The organism is Actinoplanes xinjiangensis, from assembly GCF_003148685.1.
Lineage (GTDB): Bacteria > Actinomycetota > Actinomycetes > Mycobacteriales > Micromonosporaceae > Actinoplanes > Actinoplanes xinjiangensis.
Map to the genome: position 1 here is coordinate 463,306 of NZ_QGGR01000006.1, position 23,251 is coordinate 486,556.

The following is a 23,251-nucleotide window of genomic DNA, read 5'->3' on the forward strand; positions in this document are numbered from 1 at the left end:
GTCCGCCGCCGGGGGCCGCGGATGATCTGGTTGCTGACGGCCGCCGGGCTGCTGGGATGCGGGCTGATCGGGATCGTCCGGCTGCGCCGGCGGTGGCTGCTGGTGACGGTCGAGGGCGTCAGCATGGAGCCGACCTACCGGCCCGGTGACCGGCTGCTGGCCCGGCGGGTCGCCCTGGCCGGGGTCCGCCGGGGTGCGGTGGTCGTCGTCGCGGCGCCGCCCGGGGCGGCACCCACCGACCCGCCGTTCATGGTGAAGCGCGCCGCTGCGCTGCCCGGCGATCCGGTGCCGGCCGGCATCCCGGTGCCCGACGCGGCGGTCCCGCCCGGCCGCCTGGTGGTCCTGGGCGACAACGCCGACCGCAGCGCCGACTCCCGCACGATGGGCTATCTGCTCGCCGCCGACGTCGTCGGGGTCATCATCCGCCGCATCTCCAACTGATCAAAATCGGAAAATCAGGCGAGGGTACGGGCATCGCGCCCCGCTTCCCCGCAAGAGGCCTCCCCGCGCCGAGCCGTGGCGGGCGACCCCCATCGGCGGGGCCCGAGTGTGCCACTTCGATCGACATCAGTTGATATTTCGGAAACCTCGATGTAATGCTTGCGGGAGCGCTCCCATTTCCCCGCCACATCCCCAGGAAGCCGAAGAAAGGATGAACCGTGCCCCCACACGAGTCCCGCCGATCACGCCGGCCGGTCCAGGCGGCAGTAGTCGCGCTCGCCCTGATCCTCAGTGTTCTGCCGTGGACCGGGTCCGCCCAGGCCCACGGTACGATCATCAACCCCCAGTCCCGCGCCTACCAGTGCTGGAAGACCTGGGGCAGTCAGCACACCAACCCGGCCATGCAGACCCAGGACCCGATGTGCTGGCAGGCGTTCCAGGCCAACCCCGACACCATGTGGAACTGGATGAGCGCCCTGCGTGACGGTCTCGGTGCGCAGTTCCAGCCGAAGACCCCGGACGGTCAGCTGTGCAGCAACGGGCTCGCCCGTAACAACAGCCTGAACCGGCCCGGCGCCTGGAAGACGACCGGCAACCTGTCCAGCAACTTCACCGTCCAGCTGTACGACCAGGCCAGCCACGGCGCCGACTACTTCCGCGTCTACGTGAGCAAGCAGGGGTTCAACCCGGCCACCCAGACCCTCGGCTGGGGCAACCTCGACTTCATCACGCAGACCGGCCGGTTCGCGCCGGCGCAGAACATCTCGTTCAACGTCAACACCTCGGGTTACTCCGGGCAGCACATCCTGTTCGTCATCTGGCAGGCCTCGCACCTGGACCAGGCCTACATGTGGTGCAGCGACGTCAACTTCGTCTGATCCGTTGATCCGTACCTCCGGCCCGGGTGGCGAAGCCCGGGCCGGAGGCCCACCGCAGCGAGGTGAGAACAACGATGCACCGCTATGCGTGGGCGGCTGCCGTACTGCTCGCGGTGTCGGCCGGCGCGGTCGCCCTGAGGATCACTGAAGACCCGCCGGATCTGCAGCAACAGTTGACGTCCCGGATGCGGACCACGCTGGAGGAGGCCGACCCGGCCACCCACCAGCACGCCGGCCACGCCCTCCCGCAGTCGCAGGCGATGGTCTGCGGCGTCCGGGTGTACGGCTACGAACCCGCCGACGTGACCGCGCTCGCCGACGTCCGGACCGTCTACGGGTTTCACATGTGCGGCGTCGCCGAACCGCTGAAGCCGTGGGACGTGGCGGTCAAACTGGCCGGCCCGGTGATCCTGACGATGGCCACCGACCCGCCCGGCATCGACGTGGTCGAGGCGAGCGAGGACGTCAAGTTCGTCGACCGGCTGCAGCAGATGTTCCCGGAGCCGTACGCGCGGCTCGCCATGACCGAGGCACTGTCCGAGGCGGAGATGACCGACCTGCGTGGTCGTTACGACGCCGCGGCCGGCCTCTGACCCGCCCACCAGGGACGTGACGCCAGCGCCGCCAGCCCGGCCCCGGCGGCGTTGAGCAGCACGTCGTCCACCGACGTGACCCGGTCCAGCCGCAGGACGTACTGCGCGGCCTCGACCAGCGCCGACCCGGCCGCCGCGACCGCCACCCCCCGCGGCACCGACGCCAGCACCGCGAACCGGATCGGCCCGAAGAACCCCAGCGCCGCGAAGACCAGCAGGTTCCCGACGATCTGCACGACGATCGTCAGCGGCCCGGCGGCGAGCACGGTGAGCAGATCCCGCAACGGCACCAGGCTCACCCGGCCGCCGTCCCCGGGCAGCAGGATCATCCAGATCCACGGCACCGTCCCGTAGACGATCCCCACCTCGGCCAGCGACCGCCGCCACGCCCGCGGCACCCCGGCCGCCCGGCGCCGCCGCGCCGACAGCCACACGATCAGCGCCGCCACCGGCGATAGGAACACCGTGACGAGCACGACCCCGGTGATCGTGCCGAACCATTCGTGCGGGCCCCCGAGCATCAGCGCACTCTACGAGACGCCCCGGGCGGACCACGCGCCCACCCGGAGCGGCGCGGCCCGGCGACGGCGGCACCCGTACCCTGGGCGCATGCGTCCCGTTCTTCGTCTTCTCGGGCTTCGGCTCCTGTACTTCCTGCTGGTCTTCGGGGTGCTCACCGTCGCACCGCTCGGGCTCGACCTGGTCCTGCGCGTCGGCATCGCGTTCCTGGTCAGCATGGTGCTGTCGTTCTTCCTGCTGCGCCGTGAGCGGCTGGAGGTCACCGAGCGGGTGGTCACCTCGGTCGACGCGCGCCGGGAGCGGCGCCGTCAGTCCGACGCGGGATAGTTGCCGGAGACGATGATCATCACCTGCAGCTGGATCGTGCCGCCGAAGTAGTCGCCCGGGTCGGCCTTCGACGCGGCGAGCCGCCGCCACAGCGCGTCGAGCCACGGCTGCGCGCCCGGATCGGTCATCGCGCTGACCGCGAGCGGCGCCCAGAACGCGGTGTCCCCCTCGCTGCGGTACGCGGTGCCGTCCAGGGTGTAGCCGGAGCCGACCCGGGCCGGATCGTCGCCGGTCACCGAGCGGAACCAGCGGGTCGTCCGGCGGGCGGCGGCGGTCGACACGGCGTCGCCGGAGAGCAGCGCGTCGAGGCCGAGCCGCCACGGCGTACGGCAGGCGTTGAACCCGTGGTCACCGTCGTGCGCGGTCTCCAGCACCCGGCCGGTGACCGGCCGGACCGGCCACCGGATCACGGCGGCCACCCTACGTCGGGCCCGGCCCGATGTGGACACTCTCCGGCGGACCGGGAGTGCGCCCCCTGGCCGGCCGGGTGTTCTGCCAGAATCGATCACCATGACAGCGGGGAATGTGCGGCGGCCGGGTCGGTACTGGGTCTTCACCGCCATCGTGATACCGCTGAACCCGCTGGCCTGGTTCCTGGTCCAGCGCTTCCAGGCCTGTGCCGCCGCGAACCCCGGCGCCGAGGAACTGGGGTACGACGGGCCGTGCGCCTCCGCCTACGGCCTGTTCGGCCTGGCCGGTCTCGCGCTGCTGCCGCTGACGGCCACGATCGTGGTCGCGTTCTTCATCGGCATCACCGAGGGCCGGCGCCGGTCTCCCTTCGCCAGCGGCCGGCGGGTCTGCGCGGTGATCGTGGGCGTGTGCTCACCGCCGACACTGCTGGTGTACGCGCTCGGCTACGGACTCGGGCGGGCCCTGCCCGCCCCGCAGGCCCTGGTGGCCCACCAGGTCGGCTGGGAGACCGCGGTGAACGCCTACGCGGCGCTCAGCCGTGGGCTGCCCCCGCAGCAGGTCCTCGCCGGTGGTTTCGTCAGCCCGGAACCGGTCTATCTGGACACCGTGATGGGCTACGCCCGCTACTACGGCATGAACGTCACTTTCCAGCCCGGCTTCACGGTCGCGTTCGGGTCGCCCGCGTTCGTCGCCGGCGCGGCGATCGGCAATCTGGTCGGCAACAGTGTCGGCCGGTCCCGGGCCGCGGCGATGGCACGGGCGCAGTGGCGCGAGCACCGGACGACCCGGGTGATCGTCACCGCCACCACCACCTGGTGCTGTGTCGACGGCCGCTGGCTGCGTTTCGACCATGCGGCGGTGATGGAGTACTACCTGGAGGGCGCCACCTGCGTGATGACGTTCCCGGACACCGAGCCGTTGATGCTGATCGGCCCGCCGGCGGCGGTGCACGCCGTGCTCTTCGCCTACCTGCGGGGCGGGCCGGGCTGGCAGTACCAGCCGTTCCTGCATCAGCTCGCGGCCGCGGCCGCCCACCCCGTCCCGTCGTCAGGACCGGACGGTCGGGCGGCTGCCGGCGGACCGTTTCACCGGTAGCGCCTCGACCGGGCCGGTCCGCACCGTACGGGCCCGCGCCGCCTGTTCCAGCGCCGTCCTGAGCCGCGTCTCCTCACCGGCCCGGTCGCGGTACCAGGCCAGTGCCCACGCCCGGTGCAGTCGCCAGCCCAGGTCGGACAGCACCTGGTCGTTGAGCCGGTCCCGGTCCCGGGCCGCCGGGCAGTCCCGGTAGCCGGGGCCGTCGCAGCGCACGCCGAGCAGGTAGTCGCCCTCCGGGTCGCCGGGGTGCCGGATCGCGATGTCGACCCGTCCACCGGCCGTACCCAGCCCGGTCCGTGCCGGATATCCCCAGGCCCGGACGGTCTCCAGGACCGAGGTGACGAAGTCGCCGGCCTCGTCGAGCGGATCCGCGCCGGTGGTGCCGGCGTCGTGTTCCACGTAGTCCAGATAGGCGGCGAGCTGGCGGATCCCCTCGTTCTCCGATTCGGGTACGTCGCGGGAGAGGATCGAGGTCACGATCTCCACCCGGTGCCGGGCCCGGGTGATCGCCACGTTCAGCCGCCGCCAGCCGTTGGGCCGGTTGAGGGCACCGAAGTTCGCGCTGATCCGGCCGTTCTCGTCGTAGCCGTAGCCGATCGAGAAGATCATCACGTCGCGTTCGTCGCCCTGCACCGATTCCAGGCTCTTGACGAAGAAGCCGTGCAGCCGGTCGTCGGCGACCGCCCGTTCCAGGGCGGGGTGCCCGGCCGCGATCTTCTCCAGGGCCCGTTCGATCGCCTCGGCCTGGGTCACCGAGAACGTGACCACCCCCAGGGTGTGCCGCGGCCGGGTGGTGAAGTGGTGCACGATGCGTTCGGCGACCCGTTCCGCCTCGACCGGGTTGTCCCGGCCGGTGGCCCGCCGGTAGACGCCCGCGACCGGGAAGAGTTCGACGCCGGTGTCCGGCCCGCCGATCGACGGCGCCGGGAAGGTGCTCAGCCGCCCCTGGTAGAAGGCGTCGTTGGCGAACGCGACGAGCGCCTGGTGGCGGCTGCGATAGTGCCAGGTCAGGCCCATGCCGGGAAACGCGCCGCAGGCTTTGGCCAGCTCCAGCACGGACTGGTAGTCGAGCACCTCGCTGTCCTGGCCGACCGCCGAGAACGACCTGTCGAAGAACGACGTCGGCGGCAGCTGGCGGTCGTCACCCGCGGTGATCAACGACCGGCCGCGGTAGATGCAGTTGACCGCCTCGGCCGGGGTGACCTGTGAGGCCTCGTCGAAGATCACGGCGTCGAAGTCGATGTCCGGGGGCAGTGACTGGCTCACCGTCAGCGGGGACGCCAGGACGCACGGGCGCAGGGCGAGCACCGTGTCGCGGGCGTGGGCGATCAGGTCGCGTACCGGGAGTTGCCGGTCGGCCTTCATCGCCTCGCGCCGCAGCAGGCCCGCACCGGTGCTGTCGGCCGGCGGGCGCTGTGCCTCGACCGCGGTGATGATGTCGCGGGCCGCGACCAGCGCCAGTTTCTCGTCGGCCTGCCGGAACTCGGCGACCAGCCGGTCCCGGTCGTCGGCGCGCCAGGGCCGCAGCCGGCTGTCGGCGCGGACCACCGCGTCCACCCAGCCGTGCAGCAGCGCCCGTTCCAGGACCGCGGGCACCTGGGTGCCGTCCAGGCCCTGGTCGGCGCAGAACTCGACGGCCGCGTCCAGTCCGTGGAAGGCGAGTACGTCGCGGGCGTCGAGGCTGGCGAACCACTCCTCCTGACCGCTGCTGTCGTCGCGGATGTCGCGCAGCAGGGCCGCCGCCCGCCGGTAGTCGTCGAAGCACTCCCGCAGGTCGGCCTGCCGTCCCGGGCCGAATCCGGCGAGCACCAGCTGGCTCGCCCCGGCCCACTCCTGGGCCCGTTCGCCGAGCAGGGGCATCGGCCGCAACTCGCCCAGCGCGGTGACCTGCGCGTCGGTCAGCGGCCCGCCGGCGAACTCCCGGGCGGTCGCGGCCCAGGCGATGGCCGCGGCGAGCGCGGCGGGATCGGTCTCCGGCATCTGGCCGGTACGCCCACCGACCGCCGCCGCGGCCTGTTCCGCCGTGGCCCGCAACTGTGCCAGGCGTACCGTCTCGGCGTGGTCCAGATGCCGCCCGGTCGCCGTGTCGTAGGCCCGGACCGTCTCGGCCGCGGCCCGCAGGGCCGTGCTGTGGTCGTGGAGCCAGGTGATCGCGTCGTCGATCGGCCCGGTCATGAGTTCCGGCCGGGCCGCCGGGTACGGCGGCGGGCGCAGGGTGGCCTGCCAGCGCTGGAGTGCGTCGCGTGCCTCGGTGACCACCTGGATCGGCACGGTGTCGGGCGCCGGCGAGCAGAGGTAGGCCAGGACCGGCTCCATCGCCGTGGGCGGAGCGGCCGCGATCGCCGCGGTGGCCACCGCGATCGCGTCGTCGAGGGCGGCGAAGTCGGTGCCGCGGCCCTGCCAGTACCGGCCGAGCGCGGTCGCGTACGCGTGTTCGGCCGCCGCCAGGTCCTGGAGCGCCCGCTTCCAGGCGACCGCCACCCCGATCCGGGAGATCGCATCGCCGAGGTGTGCGGTCGGCAGCACGAACCCGGCCACCTGGCGCCGGTCGCGCCGGTACGCCGCCAGCAGTTTCCGGAACCCCCGGTGCACGTGGGTGAACCGTTCGGCCAACTCCTCGACCGGTTGCGCCAGGATCGCCTCGGAGAAGTACGGCCGGGCCTGGATCTCCGCGCCGACCAGCACCTCCAGGGCCCGGCGCAGCACGCTCGCCCCGTTCTGCACCGCGGCCAGCGCGCCGGGCCCGAACCAGAACCGTTCCGGCTTGTGCGGACGGGCGCCCAGTTCGACGATCGCGGCGACGCGCGCGATGTCGCGGCTGGTGGTCGCCGACGGCAGCCCGAGCCGGGCGGTGACCCGGTCGACGGCGCGACGGTGTTTTTCCAGCTGTTCGGCGGCCCGGGTGAACGACAGGGCCAGTTCGTCGGCGTCGGCCGAGGTCAGCGGCCCGAGGTCGACCGGCGCGGGCAGTGCCTCCAGGGACGGTACGTCCGGCAGGGCGGCGGGGGAGGGCAGCGCGGTCCAGGGCACTCCGGCGCGCTGCCGGACGGCCTCGGCGGCCTGGGCGGCGGTGGCCAGTGCGTCGCCGCGCCGGCCGGCGGCCTCCCGGATCGGTTCGAGGTCGGCGGCGGTGAGCCAGGAGTCGGCGACCCGGTCCGGCCGGGTGCCGGCGTGGTCGGCCAGGCGGGCCAGGGTGGCCGCGTCGGACGGCCGGTGCAGCCCGAACGCGGTGGCGGCGTTCTCGGCGGTGCGGGCGGTCCGGGCCAGCGCGGCCAGGGCCTTCTCGGCACGGCTCAGCGCGGGGTCGAGCGGCTCCCGGATGATCACGTCGCGCCAGAGCAGGGCGTCGCCGTCGGCGATCGCCCGCCACGAGCGGGACAGCTGGTCGGTGGCCTCGCGGATGCGGTGCACGGCGTCCGGGGTGAGCGTGCCGGGGACGATCGTGGGCACCGGGGCGGCCGGCACCCGGAACAGCGCGGCGCACCGGCCGATGATCTCGTGCAGGCTCGCGCCCAGCGGCCGGCGGATCTCGTTCATCGCGAACGCGTACGCCGTCAGCCGTTCGCGGCGTTCCCGCAGCCCGGCGCGGTCGAGCGCCGGCCCGTCCGCGGGGGGCTCCGGGGTCTCGTCGACCGCCGCGGCCAGCAGGGTCGCGACCTCCCGGCGGCCGGCCTTCTGGCCGTGCAGTTCCAGCAGGTACCGGTCGAGGCCGGCCTCGGCGAGCCGGTTGCGGACCACGTCGAGGGCGGCCACCTTCTCGGAGACGAACAGGACCCGTTTCCCGGCGTGCAGCAGCGCCCCGATCATGTTGGCGACGGTCTGCGACTTGCCGGTGCCGGGCGGGCCGTCCATCACGAAGCTGTGCCCGGCCAGCGCCGCGGCGACGCAGGCCCGTTGCGACGAGTCGGCGTCCAGCACCAGGGGTACGTCCTCGGGCGGCGCGAGCCGGTCGGTGTCCTCCGGGCGGATCGGCGTGAACCGGAACCGGTCGGTCTGGCGCCGGTGGTCGGTGGTGGCCAGGGCGCGGATCACCGGGTGGGCCAGGATGCGTTCCTCGTTGTCCGCCAGGTCCCGGTAGATCGCCTCCTTGTGGAAGGTGAGGCAGGTCAGGATCACCGCCCGCTCGATGTGCCATCCGTTGCGGCGGGCCACCGTGTCGGTGAACTCCTCCCAGAACCGGGACACGTTCAGCTCGGCACCGGGCTCCGGGGCCGGCACGGCGATCCCGGACTGCCGCAGCCGCAGGACGAGGGCCGGGTTGAGCACCGGCTCGGCGTCGCGCAGCCGCAGGCCGGGGTACTGCCCCTGCTCACCGGCGACCAGTTCGGCCGGGAGCAGCAGCAGCGGGCTGGCGTAGCTGGTGGTCTCGCTCTCGGCGTCCTCGTCGTCGCTGGCCAGCCGCCAGTGCAGCAGGCCGAACGCGAGGTGCAGGACGGCGACGCCGCGGTCGAGGTGTTCCTGGTGGGCGCGCCGCATCATCCGCCGCAGCAGGGGCCCGAGGGTGCGTTCGGGCAGTTCGGTGCGGAACGTGGCGGGGTCCTGGTCGCCGCCGCCGGGGCCGGTCAGCATGCCGGTCGTCCCGCGGGTCAGCGTGGTGACCAGCTGGTCGGCCTCCGGCGCGGTGATCTCGACGAGATCGGCGTTGCCGCCGGTGAAGTTGATCAGGCGGTTGTTGTCGCCGAGGTCGATCAGGCTGTCGCGCCAGGCCCGCAGTGCCGCGTGCACGCCGGCCCGTGCGGGCCTCGGCTCGGGCCGGTCATCGTCCGCACGGGGTCCCATGCCCCCGATTGCAGCAGTACGAGACCCTTTCGCGCGGGAGAATCAGATTCTTCGTGTTTGTCGGATTTCCTCGGGTGCGGCGGCCGTCGGCTCCGGCAGTGTGCAGGTCTCGGCCAGGGCCGCGATCAGGACCGGGGGGTCGGCGCCGGAGGGGAGCGGGATCAGGCGGTTGGGGTCCAGGGGTGGCACCTCGACGTGGGAGATCAGCGGATGGAAGGGCCGCCGGTCGGTCTCGCCGGTGCCGAACAGCGACTCGGCGATCTTCTCGCCGTCGCGCAGCCCGGTGTACACGATCGGGACCGAGGCGCGGGACAGGGCGACCATCTGACGGGCCACCTCGGCGATCCGGACCGGGTCACCCATCTCCAGGACCAGGGCCTCACCGGCGGTGCCGATCGCCGCGGCCTGGATCACCAGGTGGACGGCCTCCTGGGTGGTCATGAAGTAGCGCGTCACGTCCGGATGGGTCACCGTGACCGGGCCGCCCCCGGCGATCTGGGTGCTGAACGTGGTGAACACCGATCCCCGGCTGCCCAGCACGTTGCCGAAGCGGACGCTCAGGAACGTCCCCTCGCTGTGCCGGGCGGTCCAGGCCGTGAGCCGTTCGGTGATCCGCTTCGAGTAGCCGAGCACGCTGGACGGGTCCGCCGCCTTGTCGGTCGAGATGTTGACGAACCGCTCGACCGACCCGGCCGCCTCCAGGACGTTGAGCGTCCCGAGAACGTTGGTCTTCATCGCCTCGGCCGGGTAGCGCTGCAACAGGGCCAGGTGCTTGAGAGCCGCCGCGTGGAAGACCACCTGCGGGCGGCGGGACCGGAAGATCTCCCGCATCCGTGCGGCGTCGCGGACGTCGGCCAGGATCACCGACGGGTCGTCGAGGCGGGCCTGGGAGTCGATCGACAGCTGGACGGCGAGCAGTGACGTCTCGTCCCGGTCCAGCATCATCAGCTCGGCCGGCTGGAAGTGGTGGATCTGCCGGCACAGCTCCGATCCGATCGAGCCGCCGGCCCCGGTCACCAGGACCCGTTTGCCGGTCAGGCAGCCGCCGATCGCGGTCAGGTCGGTGTCGATCTGGTGGCGGCCCAGCAGGTCGGTGACCTGCACCTCGCGGATGTCGCCGACCCGCACCGGCTGGTCCATCAGCTCGCTGACCGACGGGACCACCTTGAACGCCGCGCCCGCCGCGAGCGTGCGGTCGCGGATCTCGCGGACCAGGCCGGCGTCCGCGTTGGCCACCGCGAAGATCAGCAGCTCGGCACGGGTGCCGGCGAGTGCGCGGGCGATGGCCTCCCGGTCGCCCAGCACCGGGACGCCGTGCAGGCGCAGGAGCCGCTTGTCCGGGTCGTCGTCGATCAGGCCGGCCGGGACGTAGCGGCCCTTCGGGTCGTGCAGCATCGAGTGGATCAGCACGGCCGCCGCCGACCCGGCACCGAACAGCACGACGGGGGCGGCGGTGCGGCGGTCCGGTCGCAGGCGGTGGGTCTGCTGGAGGCGGCGCAGGTAGCGGGCGCCCATCATCAGGACCAGGCTGATGGCGCCGCCGAGGGCGGGGACGCCGACCGGCACCGGGGGGCGGGACAGCAGCATGCCGGCGATGGTCAGGATGAACGCCACCGCCAGGGTGGTGGTGGCGACCCCGTGCACCTCGTCGAAACTGGCGATGCGGTAGCGGCCCCGGTACAGCCGGCGGGTGTGGCCGATGGTGGCCTGCAGTGCCACGGCCAGGGCGATGGTGGCCACGGCGCCGGCCAGCTGGCGGCGGCCCGGGGCGAAGTCGAAGCGGGCGTAGACGGCCGCCAGCAGACCGGCTCCCCATGCGGCGCCGTCCACGAGTAGCGGCAGCAGGCGAGCGCCTCTCATGTGCGGCAGCGTAGCAAGAAGTGAATTAGGATAAAAACCAACTTTTCCGATTCAGGTGGATCGCACGATTCGTCGCCCTATCGTGGCGGTTAGCCGCGGAATGGGGGTCTCGGTGGGCCTGCGGGAGTACCTCCGTGTCGCCAGACGCAACCGGTGGCTGCTGGCCGCCTCGCTGGTCCTGTCGCTCGGCGTGGCCCTGCTCGTCAACCTCTACACCACGCCGGTGTACGCCGCCCGGGTCACGTTCTTCTTCTCCACTCCCGGTGGCGGGGCCGGTGACATGCCCGGCGCCTCCATGTTCAGCGGCAGCCGCCTGTCCACCTACGCCGAGCTGCTCACCAGCGACGAGGTCGCCGAGCCGCTCGCGTGGACGCCCGGTGTCGACCTGGACCTGGAGGAGATCCGTGAGTCCATCACCGCTGAGGTCGTCCCGGACACGGTGATCATGAAAGTCGCCGTGGAGGACCGCGACCGCAACCGGACGCTGCTGCTGCTCACCCGGCTCAGCAGCCGCTTCGCCGCCGCGGTGCAGGAGCTGGAGCGGCCGGATCCGGCCGAGCCGTCGTCGGTGAGGGTCACGATCGTCTCCGGCCCGGCGCTGGACGAGGACCCGGTCTCCCCGAACCCCCTCAACAACTTCGCCCTCGCCATGGTCGCCGGCCTGGTGGTCGGCGCGGTCGGCGCGGTCGGCCGGGAGGTGGCCGACAACACCGTCCGCAACGCCGAGGCGCTCCAGGTCCTCACGTCCGCGCCGGTGCTGGCCCGGGTGCCGATGGACCCGGCCGGCCCGTTCGTCTCCCCGAGCGCCTCGCCCCGCACCGAGGCGCTGCGCGAGATCCGTACCCGGGTGCAGTGCGCGGCCGCCACCGGTTCGGTGAAGACCCTCGCGGTGACCAGCGCCGTCCCCGGCGAGGGCCGGTCGGCGACCGCCTGCGGGCTGGCCCTGCTGTTCGCCGAGGCCGGGCAGCGGGTACTGCTCGTCGACGTCGAGCTGCGCCACCCCCGCCTGGCCGCCTTCCTCGGCCGGGAGGACGCGGCCGGGCTGAGCACCGTCCTGGACGGCACGGCGGCGCTGGAGCAGGTGCTGCAGCCCTGGGGCGCCGGGCTGTGGCTGCTGGCCGGCGGCCGGACCCCACCGAACCCGAGCGAGCTGCTCAGCTCACCCCGGATGACGGAGCTGGTCGACGAGGTACGCCGGAGATTCGACGTGGTGATCTTCGACTGCCCGCCGCTGCTCCCGGTCACCGACGCCGCCGTCGTGGCCGCCCGCGCCGACGGCACCCTGCTCGTGGTGCGCGCCCGCCGCACGACGTCGGCGCAGGTCACCGACGCGGTGCGGGCGCTGCACGCGGTCAACGCGACACTGCTCGGCTGCGTGCTCAACATGGTGGCCGGCAAGGGCCCGGACGCCATCCCCACCTACGACACGTACCTGTCCGGCCCGAAGCCGCAGCCGCGCGGCCGGGGCGGCTGGACGATGCAGGTCGCGTGACCCATGCCCGCCCGTGAACGCCTGCGCCTGCGGACACTGCTGCGCAGCGTGCCCGCCGCCGTGCGGCGCGACTACGTCAGCACCCTGGCCGTCCAGTGGTTCGTGCTCGGCGTCGGCCTGCTGCTGTTCCACCTGGTCGCCCGCCGCGGCAGCGTGCACGGATTCGCCTACTACCAGATCGCCCGCGGCATGGTGAGCACGTTCCAGCCGGTCCTGCTCCTCGGGCTCGGCGTCGGCCTGCACCGGTACCTGCCCCGCACCGAGCACACCACCCGCCGCCTCGCCCGGCACGCGCTGTCGGTCGAGGCGGTGCTGGTCACCGTCGTCGGGCTGGCCGGTGTCGCCGCCGGGGACACGATCGCCGCGCTGCTCGGGCTGCCCGGCGGGCGGTCCGCGACGACCGCCGCCCTGATCATGCTGGCCGGCAACTGCCTGTGCACGGTCTCGCTCGCGGCCCTGCGCGGCAACCAGCAGGTGGTCGACGCGAACCTGGTCACCGGACTCGGCTTCGGCCTGATCCCGCTGTGCGCGTTCGCCGCCGCGGACCGGATCGAGGACTTCCTGATCATGCAGGGCACCGGGACCGCCGTGGTCGGCGTGTGGGCGGCCTGGGTCGTGCGGCGGCAGCCGGCCACCGCCGAGAAGACCCCGGAACCCGACGTCCGGACCCTGATCTCGTACGGCGTACGCCGCATGCCCGGCGAATTCGCCCTGCCCGCCCTCTACACCTTCCCGACCTTCGCCGTGGCCGTGCTGATGCCCGGTAGCGCCGAGGCCGGGTACGTCGGGTTCACCACCTCGGCGGTCACCCTGATCTGCTCGGTGTTCGCCATGCTGACCCCGGTGCTGATGCCCCGGCTGAGCCGGCTGTTCCACCGGGCCGGCGAGGACGGCGCCGTGCGGCAGCTGCTGACCGTCCTGCCGCTGATGGCCGGGGTGCTCGCCGCGATCCCCACCGGCCTGATCCTGCTGTTCGCCCCGGTGATGGTGCGCGGGTTCCTCGGCCCCGAGTTCGCCGGAGCCGTCCCGGTGCTGCGCCTCGGTGTGCTCGCCGCGATTCCGCTCGCGATGTTCTACGCGGCCCGCCCGACGATGGACACGCTGCTGGACGCCAAGTTCATGAGCCGGCTGCTGCTCGCGTGCCTCGCCCTGGAATTCGTGGCCACCGCCATCGCCGTGTCGTTCGTCGCCGCACCGCACGCGGCGGTGCTGGGACTGGTGACCGCCGCCACCGCCCTCGGCCTGGACGCGGTCGGGCTCGCCGCCTACGCCGTGCGGCAACCCCGGCGATGACCGTCCGGCCCGAACCCCGCCCCGGTCTGGTCGTCCTGATCGCGTTCGTCGTCACGCTGTCCGGCCGCTTCACCCTGGAACGCGTCGGCCTGGACGTCCCGGTCGTCAACGACGTACGCGTACCCCTGTTCCTGATCCTGGTCCTGGCCCTGGTCCTGGAGGCCCATCACGTCGGCTCGCACCCGGTCGAGGGCGGTCACGCCCTGCTCGGCATCCTGGCGCTGCTGGGCTATCAGGCGCTGTCGGTGCTCTGGGTGCCGGCCGGGGCGGTCACCGGCCCGGCGCTCGGTGACCTGCTCGCCATCACCGGGCTGCTGATCGTCTACTTCAACCTGGCCGCCTGGGACCGCGACCGGGTGACCGCGACGACGCTGAAACTGTTCCACCTCGCCGCCTGGGTCTACTTCCTGGCCGCCGCGTCCGGCCGCGGCCACCACGTGAACGGCCGGTGGGCGGCGCTCGGCGGCGGCCCCAACGTGTTCATCCGCATCATGATCCTCGGCATGATCACCTCGCTCTACCTGTACCTGCGCAGCGGCGAGAAACTGATCTGGCTGGTACCGATCCCGGCGTTCCTGTTCGGCGCGATCGCCTCCGGCTCCCGGGGCGGCATCGTCGCGCTCGGCGTCACCATCGCCGTCGCCCTGCTCGCCATCCGGCCCCGCATCGACGTCGACCGGATCGCGAAACCGCTCGCCCTGGTCGCGGTTCTCGGCACCATCCTGGTGATCACGGCCGGCCCGTCGATCGCCGGATACGTCCAGTCCCGGTTCGTCGAGGCGACCCTCGGGCAGGGGTACGCGTCGTCGCGTGACGTGCTGTTCCAGATGGCGCTGCGGATCTTCCTGCAGCGGCCGATCCTCGGCACCGGCCTGAACGGCTTCCACACCGTCACCGACCTCGGCTTCGGCGAGCGGTACGTGCACAACCTGCCGCTGTCGATCGCGGCCGAGGGCGGGTTCGTCGGCCTGGTGCTGCTGCTGGTGGCGTGGCTGGGCCTGTGGCACGCCTACGCCGCGGTCCCGGTGCGCGAGCGCAGCCTGGAGGCCCGGATCGCCGCCTACTGCGGCATCTTCATCGGCGCCACCAGCCTGTTCTCCGGTGACTACTACGACGCCCGGCTGATGTGGATCCTGCTGCTGCTGGCCGCGGTCCGCCCCGCGCGCGCACCGGTCCGGCTGCCGAGCTGACTCTCGGCCAGCACCCGCTCGAAGTCCTCGAACAGCAGGTCCCGGTCGAAACGGTCGCGCGCCAGGGCGTACGCCGCCGCCCGTGCCGCCCGGCAGGCCTCGCGGTCGCCCAGGAACCCGGCCACCGCGGCGGCCGCGGCCGCGGTGTCGGCCGGCGGCAGGACCAGGCCGGCACCGGTCTCGGTGATCAGGTCGGCGACCCACCCCCCGTGGTTCACCGCGACCGGCCGGCCCGCGGCGAACGCGTCGAACACCTTGTTCGGCGAGTTGGCGCCCAGCTCGGGAACGTCGACGAACACCGACGCCGCCAGGTCGCACGCCCCGAAGAACGCCACCACCCCGGCCTTGCTGACCGGGTCCAGCAGGAACAGATTGCGGTCGAGCACACCGAGTTCGACGGCCAGGTCCCGGACGCCGTCGCGCATCCGGCCGTCGCCGATGACGGCGACCCGCACCTCGGGGTCGATGTCGGCGAGCTGGGCCGCCATCCGGACCAGGTAGTCCACGCCGTTGGCCAGCCCGAGGGTGCCCGCGTAGAGGACCAGCGGCCGGTCGCCGAGCCACGGTGTCTCCCGGCGCAGCACTGCCCCCGCCCGGTCGGCGCCGGCGAACAGTTCCCGGTCGGAGCTGTTCGGCACCACGGTCACCGGGACGTCCGGGAACCGGCGCCGGATACTGGCCGCCATCCCCGGGGACAGCGCGATGACCTGCTCCGAGCGGTGGTACGCCCACGCCTCCAGCCGACCGGCGGCCCAGCGGCTCACCGGCGAGGTCAGCGCGCCCAACGCGATCGGCAGTTCCGGCCACACGTCGCGGACCTCCAGCACCATCGGCACCCGGCGGCGCAGCGCCGCCCAGACGCCGGGGATCGCCACCGTCAGCGGCGTGCTGGTCGCCAGTACCAGATCGTGCCGCAGCCGCCCGGCCACCAGCGCCGACCGGCCGACGAAACCGAGGAACGACCGCAGCCGGCGCCGGTACGACATCGCGTTGCTGTACGGCACCGGCAGCCAGTGCACCACGATCCCGGCCTCCCGGGTGACCCGTGGCCGGTCCGCGTCCGGGTCGCCGGTGATCATGTGCACCTCGTGGCCCCGCTCGACCAGCCGCCGCGCGAACTCGTACGACCGCGTGCCCCCGGACATCGCCGGCGTCTTGAAATACTGATGGATGTACGTGATCCGCACGGAGCCGCCCTCCCTACCTGGCCGGTACGCCCTTGACGATCCGCCCGGCCTCGACGTCGCGGACCACGCAGGCGCCCGCCCCGACCGTCGCGCCGGCACCCACCGACCGGCCCTGCAGCACCGACGCGGTGGTGCCGATCAGCACCGCCCGGCCCAGCGCGCAGTCACCGGAGACCGCCGCGAGCGGATTGACCTGGACGAAGTCCGCCAGCACCGAGTCGTGGCCGACGGTCGCGTTCTGATTGAGATGCACGTGCCGGCCCAGGGTGACGTTCGTGGTGACCCGCGCCCCGGCGAACACCACCACACCGCCGGCCACGTGGTTGTCCAGTCCCACCGTCGCCGCCGGATGCACGACGGTGGCCGCCGGCCGGCCGAGCGGGTCCAGCCGGGCGGCGACCGCGGCGCGCACCCGCGGATCGCCGATCCCGATGACGAAGTGCGCGTCCAGGTCCGCCAGCAGGTCGTTCGGCCCCAGCCAGGCCGCGCCCAGCCGGTCGAGGGCGCGCAGGTTCGGCTCCGACGGGGTGTCGTCGAGAAAGCCCAGCACCTTCCACGGATCGCCGCCGCCGCCGTTGACCGCCGCGAAGATCCCGAAGACCTCCCGCCCGTGACCCCCACATCCCACGATGACCACCGGTTCAGGCACCGCCCACCTCCGTACCGGGTCGCGGTGAACCGGTGAACTGCGGCATCGTCACCGAGCCCGGCGCCGCGACACCGACCCGCCGCAACAGCACCAGTACGGTCCGGGCGCAGATCCGCGCGTTCAGGCCCAGCGAGCGGTGATCGACGTACCAGGTGTCCAGGGCCAGCCGGTCCTCCCAGCTCAGCAGGTTGCGCCCACTCACCTGGGCGAGGCCGGTGACCCCCGGCCGGACCAGATGCCGGCGGGCCTGTTCCGGGGTGTAGAGGTCGAGGTAGTGCATGAGCAGCGGCCGCGGCCCGACCAGGCTCATCTCGCCGCGCAGCACGTTCCAGAACGTCGGGAGCTCGTCCAGGCTGGTCGCCCGCAGCGCCCGGCCCAGGCCGGTCATCCGGTCGGCGTCGCTGATCAGCCCGCGTTCCTCGTCGACGTCGCGCATGGTGCGGAACTTGACCAGGGTGAACGGGCGCCCGTGCCGGCCCGGCCGCTGCTGGCGGAACAGCACCGGCCGGCCGAGCCGGGCGGCGACCAGCACGGCGACCCCGGCCATCACCGGCGCGGTGGCCACCAGCACGCCACCGGCGACGACGACGTCGATCGCCCGCTGCACCACGTCGGTGACGCGGGCCGGCTCCCTCACCGCCGGCCGTCCAGGAACCCGGTGAGGCCGTCGACGACCCGGCCGACCTGGTCGTCGTCGAGGGCCGAACCACCCGGCAGGACGAGACCGTTCGCGAACAGCCGCTCGGCGGCGCCGGTCAGCGCCGACCGGGCCCCCGCGAACAGCGGTTGCAGGTGCATCGGCTTGAAGAGGGGCCGGGTCTCCACCTGTCGCGCCCGCAGATGGACCGCCAGCTCGCGGGCCCGCCAGCCGGTCCGCTCCGGGTCGGCGACGATGCCGGTCAGCCAGCAGTTGCCGGCCGGGTCGTCGCCGGCCAGCAGGCGCACACCGTCGACCGGGGCGAAGATCTCCCGGTACGCGGCGCGCACGGCCCGGCGGCGTTCGATCATCGCGTCCAGGCGGCACAACTGGGCCCGGCCCAGCGCGGCCAGCACGTTGCTCAGTCGGTAGTTGTAGCCGACCTCGGCGTGCTCGTAGTGCTCCGCGGGCAGCCGCGCCTGCCCGGCCAGATACCGTGCCCGGTCGGCCAGCCCGGTGTCGGCGGTGACCAGCATGCCACCACCGGACGTCGTCATGATCTTGTTGCCGTTGAACGAGAACGCCGCCGCCCGCCCGAACGATCCGGCGGGCCGGCCGTCCCGCGCGGCCCCGAGTGATTCCGCGGCGTCCTCGACCACCGGCACGCCGTACCGCTCGCACACCGGCAGGATCCGGCGGTAGTCGGCGCAGGATCCGTAGAGGTCGACGGTGACCACCGCCCGTACCCGTGCACCCTCGGCGTCCAGGGTGGCGAGCAGGCCGGACAGCAGCTCCGCGTCGAGGTTGCCGGTGGCCGGGTCGCAGTCGGCGAACACCGGTACCGCGCCGGTGTACAGCACGGCGTTCGCGGTGGCCGCGAACGTCAGCGTCGGTACGACGACCACGTCACCGGGGCCGGCGCCGACACCCTCCAGAGCCAGATGCAGCGCGGCGGTCCCGGAGTTCACCGCGACCGCGTGCGGCACCCCGGCCCGCTGCGCGATCTCCTCCTCGAACCGGTCGAGATCCGGCCCGGCCGGAGCCACCCAGCCCGAGCGGAGCGCCGCCAGGACGTACTCCTGCTCCAGCTCACCGACGTCGGGACCGGACAGCAGAACGGCCCGAGGCTGCTCCGTACCGACCAGCGCCATCCTCGTACTCCTTCGTACGCCTGCCGTCTCTGTTCGGCAGACGCGCGCTCGCCCTGAGCCGGACCGGGTCGGGAGGGGAACGCCGTACCGGCGGGGTGTCAGCCCAACCGGCGCGCCAGCCAGGAGGCGCAGGCCCGGCCCTGTGCCCGCTGCAACGCGCGCAGGCCGGCAGCGTGCGGCGGCTCGGGGCGGTGACCGGCGTTGAACCAGTAGCCGGTCAGCCCAGCGAGCAGCACGTTCACCTCGTGGGTGGGCGCACCGGCCCATACCGAGGCGGTGAGGATCTGCTCGGGGTCGAGCCCGTCACGGACCAGGTCCGGCATCAGCAGGACCAGGTCGGCCCAACCCGGCGCGGTCCAGCGGTGCGTCCAGTCGAGCAGCCGCAGCCGCCCGTCCCGGCCGTACGCCAGGTTGTCCCGGCGTACGTCCCCGTGGTGCAGGTGGCCGCCGCCGGCCAGCACGGGCCAGTCGGCCTCCAGTCCGGCGAGCCGCAGCGGGTCGAGCCCGGACCACAGTGGCGTCGCGTCGAGGTGGCCGACCTCGATCGTCGGGTTCCCGGTCCGCCCGGCCAGGGCGGTGAGGGTGCCGATCCGGTCGCGGAAGGCGTGGGCGAACGGCTCGGTCTCCGGGAGGCGACACGGATGCGTGCCGGCGGCGAGACGAGACACCAGATCGAGTACGCCCGGCACGTCCCGCCGCGACCACCGCCCGACGTGCCCGCCCGGCAGGCACTCCCACACGACGATCCGCCACCCGCCGACGGTCAGCGCCGCCAGCACGGGCGGTGCCAGTGACCGGTCGGTCAGGGCGGCGTCACAGTCGACGGCGTTGCGCAGCCCTTCGTGCAGCTCCGGGTCGCCGCTCGCCTTCACGAACACGTCGCGTCCGTCGACGAGTGCGATGATGGAGGCGACCGTCGGCGTCCACCCGGCGGGAGCCGGCGTCTCGCGGGCCACCCCGGATCCCAGGGCGTCGCCGAGAGCGGCGATGATGCCCTCCGGAGCATCCGCGAGCCGGGGCCGTGGTGACATGTGCGGGAAGCTATCAACCGGGCACCACGTGAGGCGGTGCCGCGCGTGGGAGGGGACCCGCTGATGCCGTGCCGCATCTTCACCTACGACATCGTCACCGGCGAGCGGTCACTGGTGCACACCAGCACGTCGGTGCACTTCGAGGCGCCCAACTGGACCGCCGCGGACATGCTGATCGTCAACGGCGACGGTCTGCTGTGGGCCCTGCCGGCCGACGGCACCGGCGAGCCGCGGCGGATCCCACTGCACGGGATCCCCGAGATCAACAACGACCACGTCCTGGCCCCCGGCCACGAGACGATCTACCTGTCGGCGAACGACGGGCACCTCTACCGGGCCCCGCTGGCCGGCGGTACCGCCCGGCGGATCACCTTCGACGACACCCGGCGGCACTTCCTGCACGGTGTCAGCCCCGACGGCACGCGACTGGCGTACGTCGGGGTCGACCGGCCGGACTGGTCGACGGCGAGCCTGCTGACCGTGGGCGTCGACGGCACCGGCACCACCCGGGTCACGCCGGTGGGCGGTGTGGACGACGGCCCGGAGTACACCCCGGACGGCGCGTGGCTCCACTTCAACACCGAGCGGTTCTCCCCGGGCCATGCCCAGATCGCCCGGATCCGGCCCGACGGCAGCGACCTCCAGCAGCTTACCGACGACGAACGGGTCAACTGGTTCCCGCACTTCGCCCCGGACGGGCGGCACGCGGTCCACCTGAGTTACCCGCCCGGTACCCGCGGCCACCCCGGTGACCTGCCGGTCGAGCTGCGCCTGGTCGAGGGCGACGACTGGCGGTCACCGCGGACGGTCGTGGCCCTGCACGGCGGCCAGGGCACGATCAACGTCAACAGCTGGTCTACCGACTCCCGCCGGTTCGCGTACGTGGACTATCCCGCGACGCGATGATCACCCGGTTGCCGTCCGGGTCGGCGACCGTCGCCATCCGCTCACCCCACGGCTGGTCCACCGGCTCCTCGATCACCTCGGCCCCGCCGGCGCGCAGCCGCTCGACGCCGGCATCGCAGTCCCCGGTGTAGACCCACAGGGTGATCCGGTCGTTGGCCAGCGGTCCGGGCTCCTGCTGCCGGCCGATCCCGAGAGAGGAGCGGCCCAGGTCCAGGGCCACGTAGACCGGCTCGCCCTCGGGCGGGAACCGGTAGGTCACCGCACCGCCCATCAGGTCACGCCAGAAACGCAGCGACCGTTCCAGGTCCGGTGTCGTCAGGATCGGGAACATCTCGTCGAACATCGTCTTCTCCTTCGCCACGCGATAATGTCCGGGTGTCGCTAACCCTTGACGAGGCTCGGGCCCGTGCCGCCGTGTTGTCCGGGATCTCCTACGATCTCGCCCTCGACGTCACCTCGCCGGAGGATTTCCGCAGTCGCACCGTCATCCGGTTCACCACCACCGGCGGCGGCACCTTCCTCGAGCTGCACCGGGCCGGGAAGCTCGACGTCACCCTCGACGGATCGACCATCACCCCGGTGTACGACGGTAGCCGCATCCCGCTCGACGACCTCGCCCCCGGAAGGCACGAGGTCGTCGTCGACGCCCGGCTGCGCTACGTGACCGACGGCGAGGGCCTGCACACCTTCACCGACCCGGCCGACGGCGAGCGTTATGTCGGCGGTTACCTCGGCCTCGACATCACCCAGCGCCTGTTCGCCTGCTTCGACCAGCTCGACCTGAAGGCCCCGATCACCCTGACCGTCGAGGCCGACCCGGCGTGGACGGTGCTGTCCAACGGCCTGGCGACCGGGCCGGGCACGTTCGCGCCGACGCCGCCGATCGCCTGCGACCTGTTCGTCGTCGCGGCGGGCCCGTTCCACTCGGTGCGCTGGGAGCACGCCGGCCTGCCGATGGGCTGGCACGCGCGCCGCTCGCTGGCCGCCGAACTCGACCGCGACGCCGCCGAACTGCGCCGCGTCACCGAGATCTGCTACGACCACTTCGGCCGGATCTTCACCGAGCCGTTCCCGTTCGGCTCCTACGACCAGGTCTTCGTCCCCGAACTCAACTGGGGCGCCCAGGAGAACCCGGGGTGTGTCACCTTCAACGAGTTCCTGCTGCCCCGCGGGCGGGTCACCGACGACGACCGCCGGCGCCGCGCGATGGTGATCGCCCACGAGATGTCGCACATGTGGTTCGGCGACCTGGTGTCCCCGGTGTGGTGGGAGGACGCCTGGCTCAACGAGTCGTTCGCCGACTACATGGGCTTCGAGGTCGCCGAGACCGCCGCCGGATACACCGGGACCAGGGTGTCCTTCGAGGCGGTCCACAAACCCGGTGCCTACGACGCCGACCGGCGCCGGTCCACCCATGCGGTGGCCCCGGCGAGTGAGCAGGTGCCGGACGTCGCGACCGCCACGACCATCTTCGACCAGATCTCGTACGGCAAGGGCAACGCCGCCCTCCGCCAGCTGGTGACGTGGCTGGGGGAGGAGGACTTCCTGGCCGGCGTCAACGCGTACCTGACCGCGCACCGGTTCGGCAACGCCACCCTCGAGGACCTGCTGTCCGCCCTCGACGCCGCCTCCCCGCGCGACGTCCGCGGCTGGGCGGAGGTGTGGCTGCGCCGGCCCGGTCACGACACGATCCGGGTCACCCGCCGTGACGGTGTCCCCGTGCTGACCCGGGACGGTGTCCGGCCGCACCGGTTCACCGTCACGGCGTACACCCCGGACCTGGAACCGGCCGGCTCGCGCCTGATCGACCTCGGCGACGAACCGCTGGCCCTGCCGGACTGGTCCGGCCTGATCGTGGTACCCAACGCCCACGGCGAGACCTTCGCCCGCCTCGACCTGGACCCGCGGTCGCTCGACGCCCTGACCGGCGGCCTGACCGGCGTACCGGACCCGCTGGTGCGGGCCGTGCTGTGGCCGGCGCTGCTCGATCGTGATCCGCTGCGGCTGCTCGCCGGACAGCTTCCGCACGAGCCGTCGCCGACGCTGATCACCGCCGCCCTCGCCCGCACCCGTGACCATCTGATCCGCCGCCGGCTGCCGGCCGCCGACGTGCCGGGTGCCCTCGCGGTGATCGCCGCGGCCTGCGCTCCCGCCGCCGGCCAGGACGAACAACGGGCGGTCGCCCTCACCGGCGGCCTGGCCTGGTCGACCACCGACACCGATCTGCTGCGGCGCTGGCTGGCCGCCGACGCCACCGACCACGGCCTCACCCTGGACCCGCACGTCCGCTGGGCGCTGCTGCACCGCCTCGCCGAACTGGGCGGCATCGAGGCCCCGCAGATCGAGGCCGAACAACAGCGCGACGGCACCGCCGACGGTGTGCTCGGCGCCCTGACCGTCCTGGCCGCCCGTCCGACCGCGTCGGCGAAGGCACAGGCGTGGGCGGCGATGACCGAGGATCCCGGCATCTCGGGGCGCCGCTTCCGGGCGCTGGCCGCCGGGTTCTGGTCGCCGTCGCAGCGGGAGCTGGTCGCCCCGTACATCCCGGCCTACGTCGCCGCCGCACCCACCCTGGCCGGGCGGGGGTCGGCGTTCGCCGCCGAGGTCGGCCGCGCCTTCCCGGCCCTGGCTCTGACAGACGACGAACACGATCGGGTACGCGACGCGCTGCGCTCCGACGTCCCGACCGTCCTGAAGCGCCACTGGAACGACGAACTCGACGACCGCACCGGCCACTGACCGCGGACCACCGCACGGCGCGCATTGACGGGCGTGCAGCCGCGTCCTAACGTCACCGGCACCGTTCCTCCTC

General features: G+C 73.0%; 20 protein-coding genes. 10 read left to right on the forward strand and 10 right to left on the reverse strand.

Annotated elements, in window-relative coordinates:
- Nucleotides 1–21: 21 nt before the first annotated feature.
- The 3 genes from BC793_RS16815 to BC793_RS16825 all read left to right on the forward strand — a co-directional run bounded on the left by BC793_RS16815 (nucleotide 22) and on the right by BC793_RS16825 (nucleotide 1,912).
- On the forward strand, nucleotides 22–441 hold the full coding sequence (locus BC793_RS16815; RefSeq protein ID WP_109593442.1) for a S26 family signal peptidase: 420 nt from the start codon (nucleotides 22–24) through the stop codon (nucleotides 439–441).
- A gap of 218 nt (nucleotides 442–659) precedes the next feature.
- Nucleotides 660–1,319, forward strand: a complete 660-nt coding sequence (locus BC793_RS16820; RefSeq protein WP_109593443.1) for a lytic polysaccharide monooxygenase auxiliary activity family 9 protein — start codon at nucleotides 660–662, stop codon at nucleotides 1,317–1,319.
- A 74-nt stretch (nucleotides 1,320–1,393) separates the two neighbouring features.
- Nucleotides 1,394–1,912, forward strand: a complete 519-nt coding sequence (locus BC793_RS16825) for a hypothetical protein (RefSeq protein ID WP_109593444.1) — start codon at nucleotides 1,394–1,396, stop codon at nucleotides 1,910–1,912.
- On the opposite strand, the gene BC793_RS16830 is transcribed toward BC793_RS16825, so the two are convergent.
- Nucleotides 1,888–2,433, reverse strand: coding sequence for a VanZ family protein (locus BC793_RS16830; protein WP_109593445.1), 546 nt, complete (start codon nucleotides 2,431–2,433; stop codon nucleotides 1,888–1,890). The two genes, BC793_RS16825 and BC793_RS16830, sit on opposite strands and share 25 nt — an antisense overlap.
- A gap of 88 nt (nucleotides 2,434–2,521) precedes the next feature.
- Between BC793_RS16830 and BC793_RS16835 the strand changes: the two genes are divergently transcribed.
- Entirely contained in the window at nucleotides 2,522–2,758 is a 237-nt protein-coding gene (locus BC793_RS16835; RefSeq protein WP_109593446.1) for a DUF4229 domain-containing protein, read from the forward strand.
- Here the strand turns inward: BC793_RS16835 and BC793_RS16840 are convergent.
- Nucleotides 2,740–3,168 (reverse strand): hypothetical protein, encoded by a 429-nt coding sequence (locus tag BC793_RS16840; protein ID WP_146246314.1) that lies wholly within the window; start codon nucleotides 3,166–3,168, stop codon nucleotides 2,740–2,742. The genes BC793_RS16835 and BC793_RS16840 overlap by 19 nt on opposite strands.
- A 100-nt stretch (nucleotides 3,169–3,268) precedes the next feature.
- Between BC793_RS16840 and BC793_RS16845 the strand changes: the two genes are divergently transcribed.
- Entirely contained in the window at nucleotides 3,269–4,264 is a 996-nt protein-coding gene (locus BC793_RS16845) for a hypothetical protein (protein WP_146246315.1), read from the forward strand.
- On the opposite strand, the gene BC793_RS16850 is transcribed toward BC793_RS16845, so the two are convergent.
- Both BC793_RS16850 and BC793_RS16855 read right to left on the reverse strand, forming a co-directional pair.
- The gene (locus BC793_RS16850; protein ID WP_109593449.1) at nucleotides 4,217–9,043 is read right to left on the reverse strand and encodes a DUF4011 domain-containing protein; all 4,827 of its coding nucleotides are present in this window, start codon (nucleotides 9,041–9,043) and stop codon (nucleotides 4,217–4,219) included. The genes BC793_RS16845 and BC793_RS16850 overlap by 48 nt on opposite strands.
- 42 nt (nucleotides 9,044–9,085) lie before the next feature.
- Complete coding sequence (locus tag BC793_RS16855; protein ID WP_109593450.1) at nucleotides 9,086–10,903, reverse strand: polysaccharide biosynthesis protein; 1,818 nt, start codon at nucleotides 10,901–10,903, stop codon at nucleotides 9,086–9,088.
- A 112-nt stretch (nucleotides 10,904–11,015) separates the two neighbouring features.
- Between BC793_RS16855 and BC793_RS16860 the strand changes: the two genes are divergently transcribed.
- Genes BC793_RS16860 through BC793_RS16870 form a run of 3 tightly spaced genes read left to right on the forward strand, consistent with a single transcriptional unit; the run spans nucleotide 11,016 to nucleotide 14,878 of the window.
- Nucleotides 11,016–12,395, forward strand: coding sequence for a tyrosine-protein kinase domain-containing protein (locus BC793_RS16860; RefSeq protein ID WP_109593518.1), 1,380 nt, complete (start codon nucleotides 11,016–11,018; stop codon nucleotides 12,393–12,395).
- Between the two features lie 3 nt (nucleotides 12,396–12,398).
- The gene (locus BC793_RS16865; RefSeq protein WP_109593451.1) at nucleotides 12,399–13,688 is read left to right on the forward strand and encodes a lipopolysaccharide biosynthesis protein; all 1,290 of its coding nucleotides are present in this window, start codon (nucleotides 12,399–12,401) and stop codon (nucleotides 13,686–13,688) included.
- A complete protein-coding gene (locus tag BC793_RS16870; RefSeq protein ID WP_109593452.1) occupies nucleotides 13,685–14,878 on the forward strand; it encodes an O-antigen ligase family protein in 1,194 nt (397 codons plus the stop codon). The genes BC793_RS16865 and BC793_RS16870 overlap by 4 nt, the downstream gene beginning before the upstream one ends.
- Here the strand turns inward: BC793_RS16870 and BC793_RS16875 are convergent.
- The 5 genes from BC793_RS16875 to BC793_RS16895 all read right to left on the reverse strand — a co-directional run bounded on the left by BC793_RS16875 (nucleotide 14,797) and on the right by BC793_RS16895 (nucleotide 19,533).
- Nucleotides 14,797–16,065, reverse strand: a complete 1,269-nt coding sequence (locus tag BC793_RS16875; protein WP_170167243.1) for a glycosyltransferase family 4 protein — start codon at nucleotides 16,063–16,065, stop codon at nucleotides 14,797–14,799. The two genes, BC793_RS16870 and BC793_RS16875, sit on opposite strands and share 82 nt — an antisense overlap.
- 13 nt (nucleotides 16,066–16,078) lie before the next feature.
- Nucleotides 16,079–16,714 carry a NeuD/PglB/VioB family sugar acetyltransferase gene (locus BC793_RS16880; RefSeq protein WP_109593453.1) on the reverse strand — a complete coding sequence of 212 codons (636 nt, stop codon included), beginning with the start codon at nucleotides 16,712–16,714 and terminating at the stop codon, nucleotides 16,079–16,081.
- Nucleotides 16,707–17,351 carry a sugar transferase gene (locus BC793_RS16885; RefSeq protein WP_275416179.1) on the reverse strand — a complete coding sequence of 215 codons (645 nt, stop codon included), beginning with the start codon at nucleotides 17,349–17,351 and terminating at the stop codon, nucleotides 16,707–16,709. Before BC793_RS16885 ends, BC793_RS16880 begins: the two co-directional genes overlap by 8 nt.
- On the reverse strand, nucleotides 17,348–18,502 hold the full coding sequence (locus BC793_RS16890) for a DegT/DnrJ/EryC1/StrS family aminotransferase (protein ID WP_109593454.1): 1,155 nt from the start codon (nucleotides 18,500–18,502) through the stop codon (nucleotides 17,348–17,350). Before BC793_RS16890 ends, BC793_RS16885 begins: the two co-directional genes overlap by 4 nt.
- 98 nt (nucleotides 18,503–18,600) lie before the next feature.
- Nucleotides 18,601–19,533: an aminoglycoside phosphotransferase gene (locus BC793_RS16895; RefSeq protein ID WP_109593455.1), complete on the reverse strand. Its 933-nt coding sequence runs from the start codon at nucleotides 19,531–19,533 to the stop codon at nucleotides 18,601–18,603.
- Between the two features lie 63 nt (nucleotides 19,534–19,596).
- Here BC793_RS16895 and BC793_RS16900 point away from each other — a divergent pair, with 63 nt between their 5' ends.
- Nucleotides 19,597–20,439: a TolB-like translocation protein gene (locus tag BC793_RS16900; RefSeq protein WP_109593456.1), complete on the forward strand. Its 843-nt coding sequence runs from the start codon at nucleotides 19,597–19,599 to the stop codon at nucleotides 20,437–20,439.
- On the opposite strand, the gene BC793_RS16905 is transcribed toward BC793_RS16900, so the two are convergent.
- Nucleotides 20,390–20,782 (reverse strand): VOC family protein, encoded by a 393-nt coding sequence (locus BC793_RS16905; RefSeq protein ID WP_109593521.1) that lies wholly within the window; start codon nucleotides 20,780–20,782, stop codon nucleotides 20,390–20,392. The genes BC793_RS16900 and BC793_RS16905 overlap by 50 nt on opposite strands.
- Nucleotides 20,783–20,814: 32 nt before the next feature.
- On the opposite strand from BC793_RS16905, the gene pepN reads away from it, so the two are divergent.
- A complete protein-coding gene (pepN, locus tag BC793_RS16910; RefSeq protein ID WP_109593457.1) occupies nucleotides 20,815–23,178 on the forward strand; it encodes an aminopeptidase N in 2,364 nt (787 codons plus the stop codon).
- The last annotated feature ends 73 nt before the right edge of the window (nucleotides 23,179–23,251 follow it).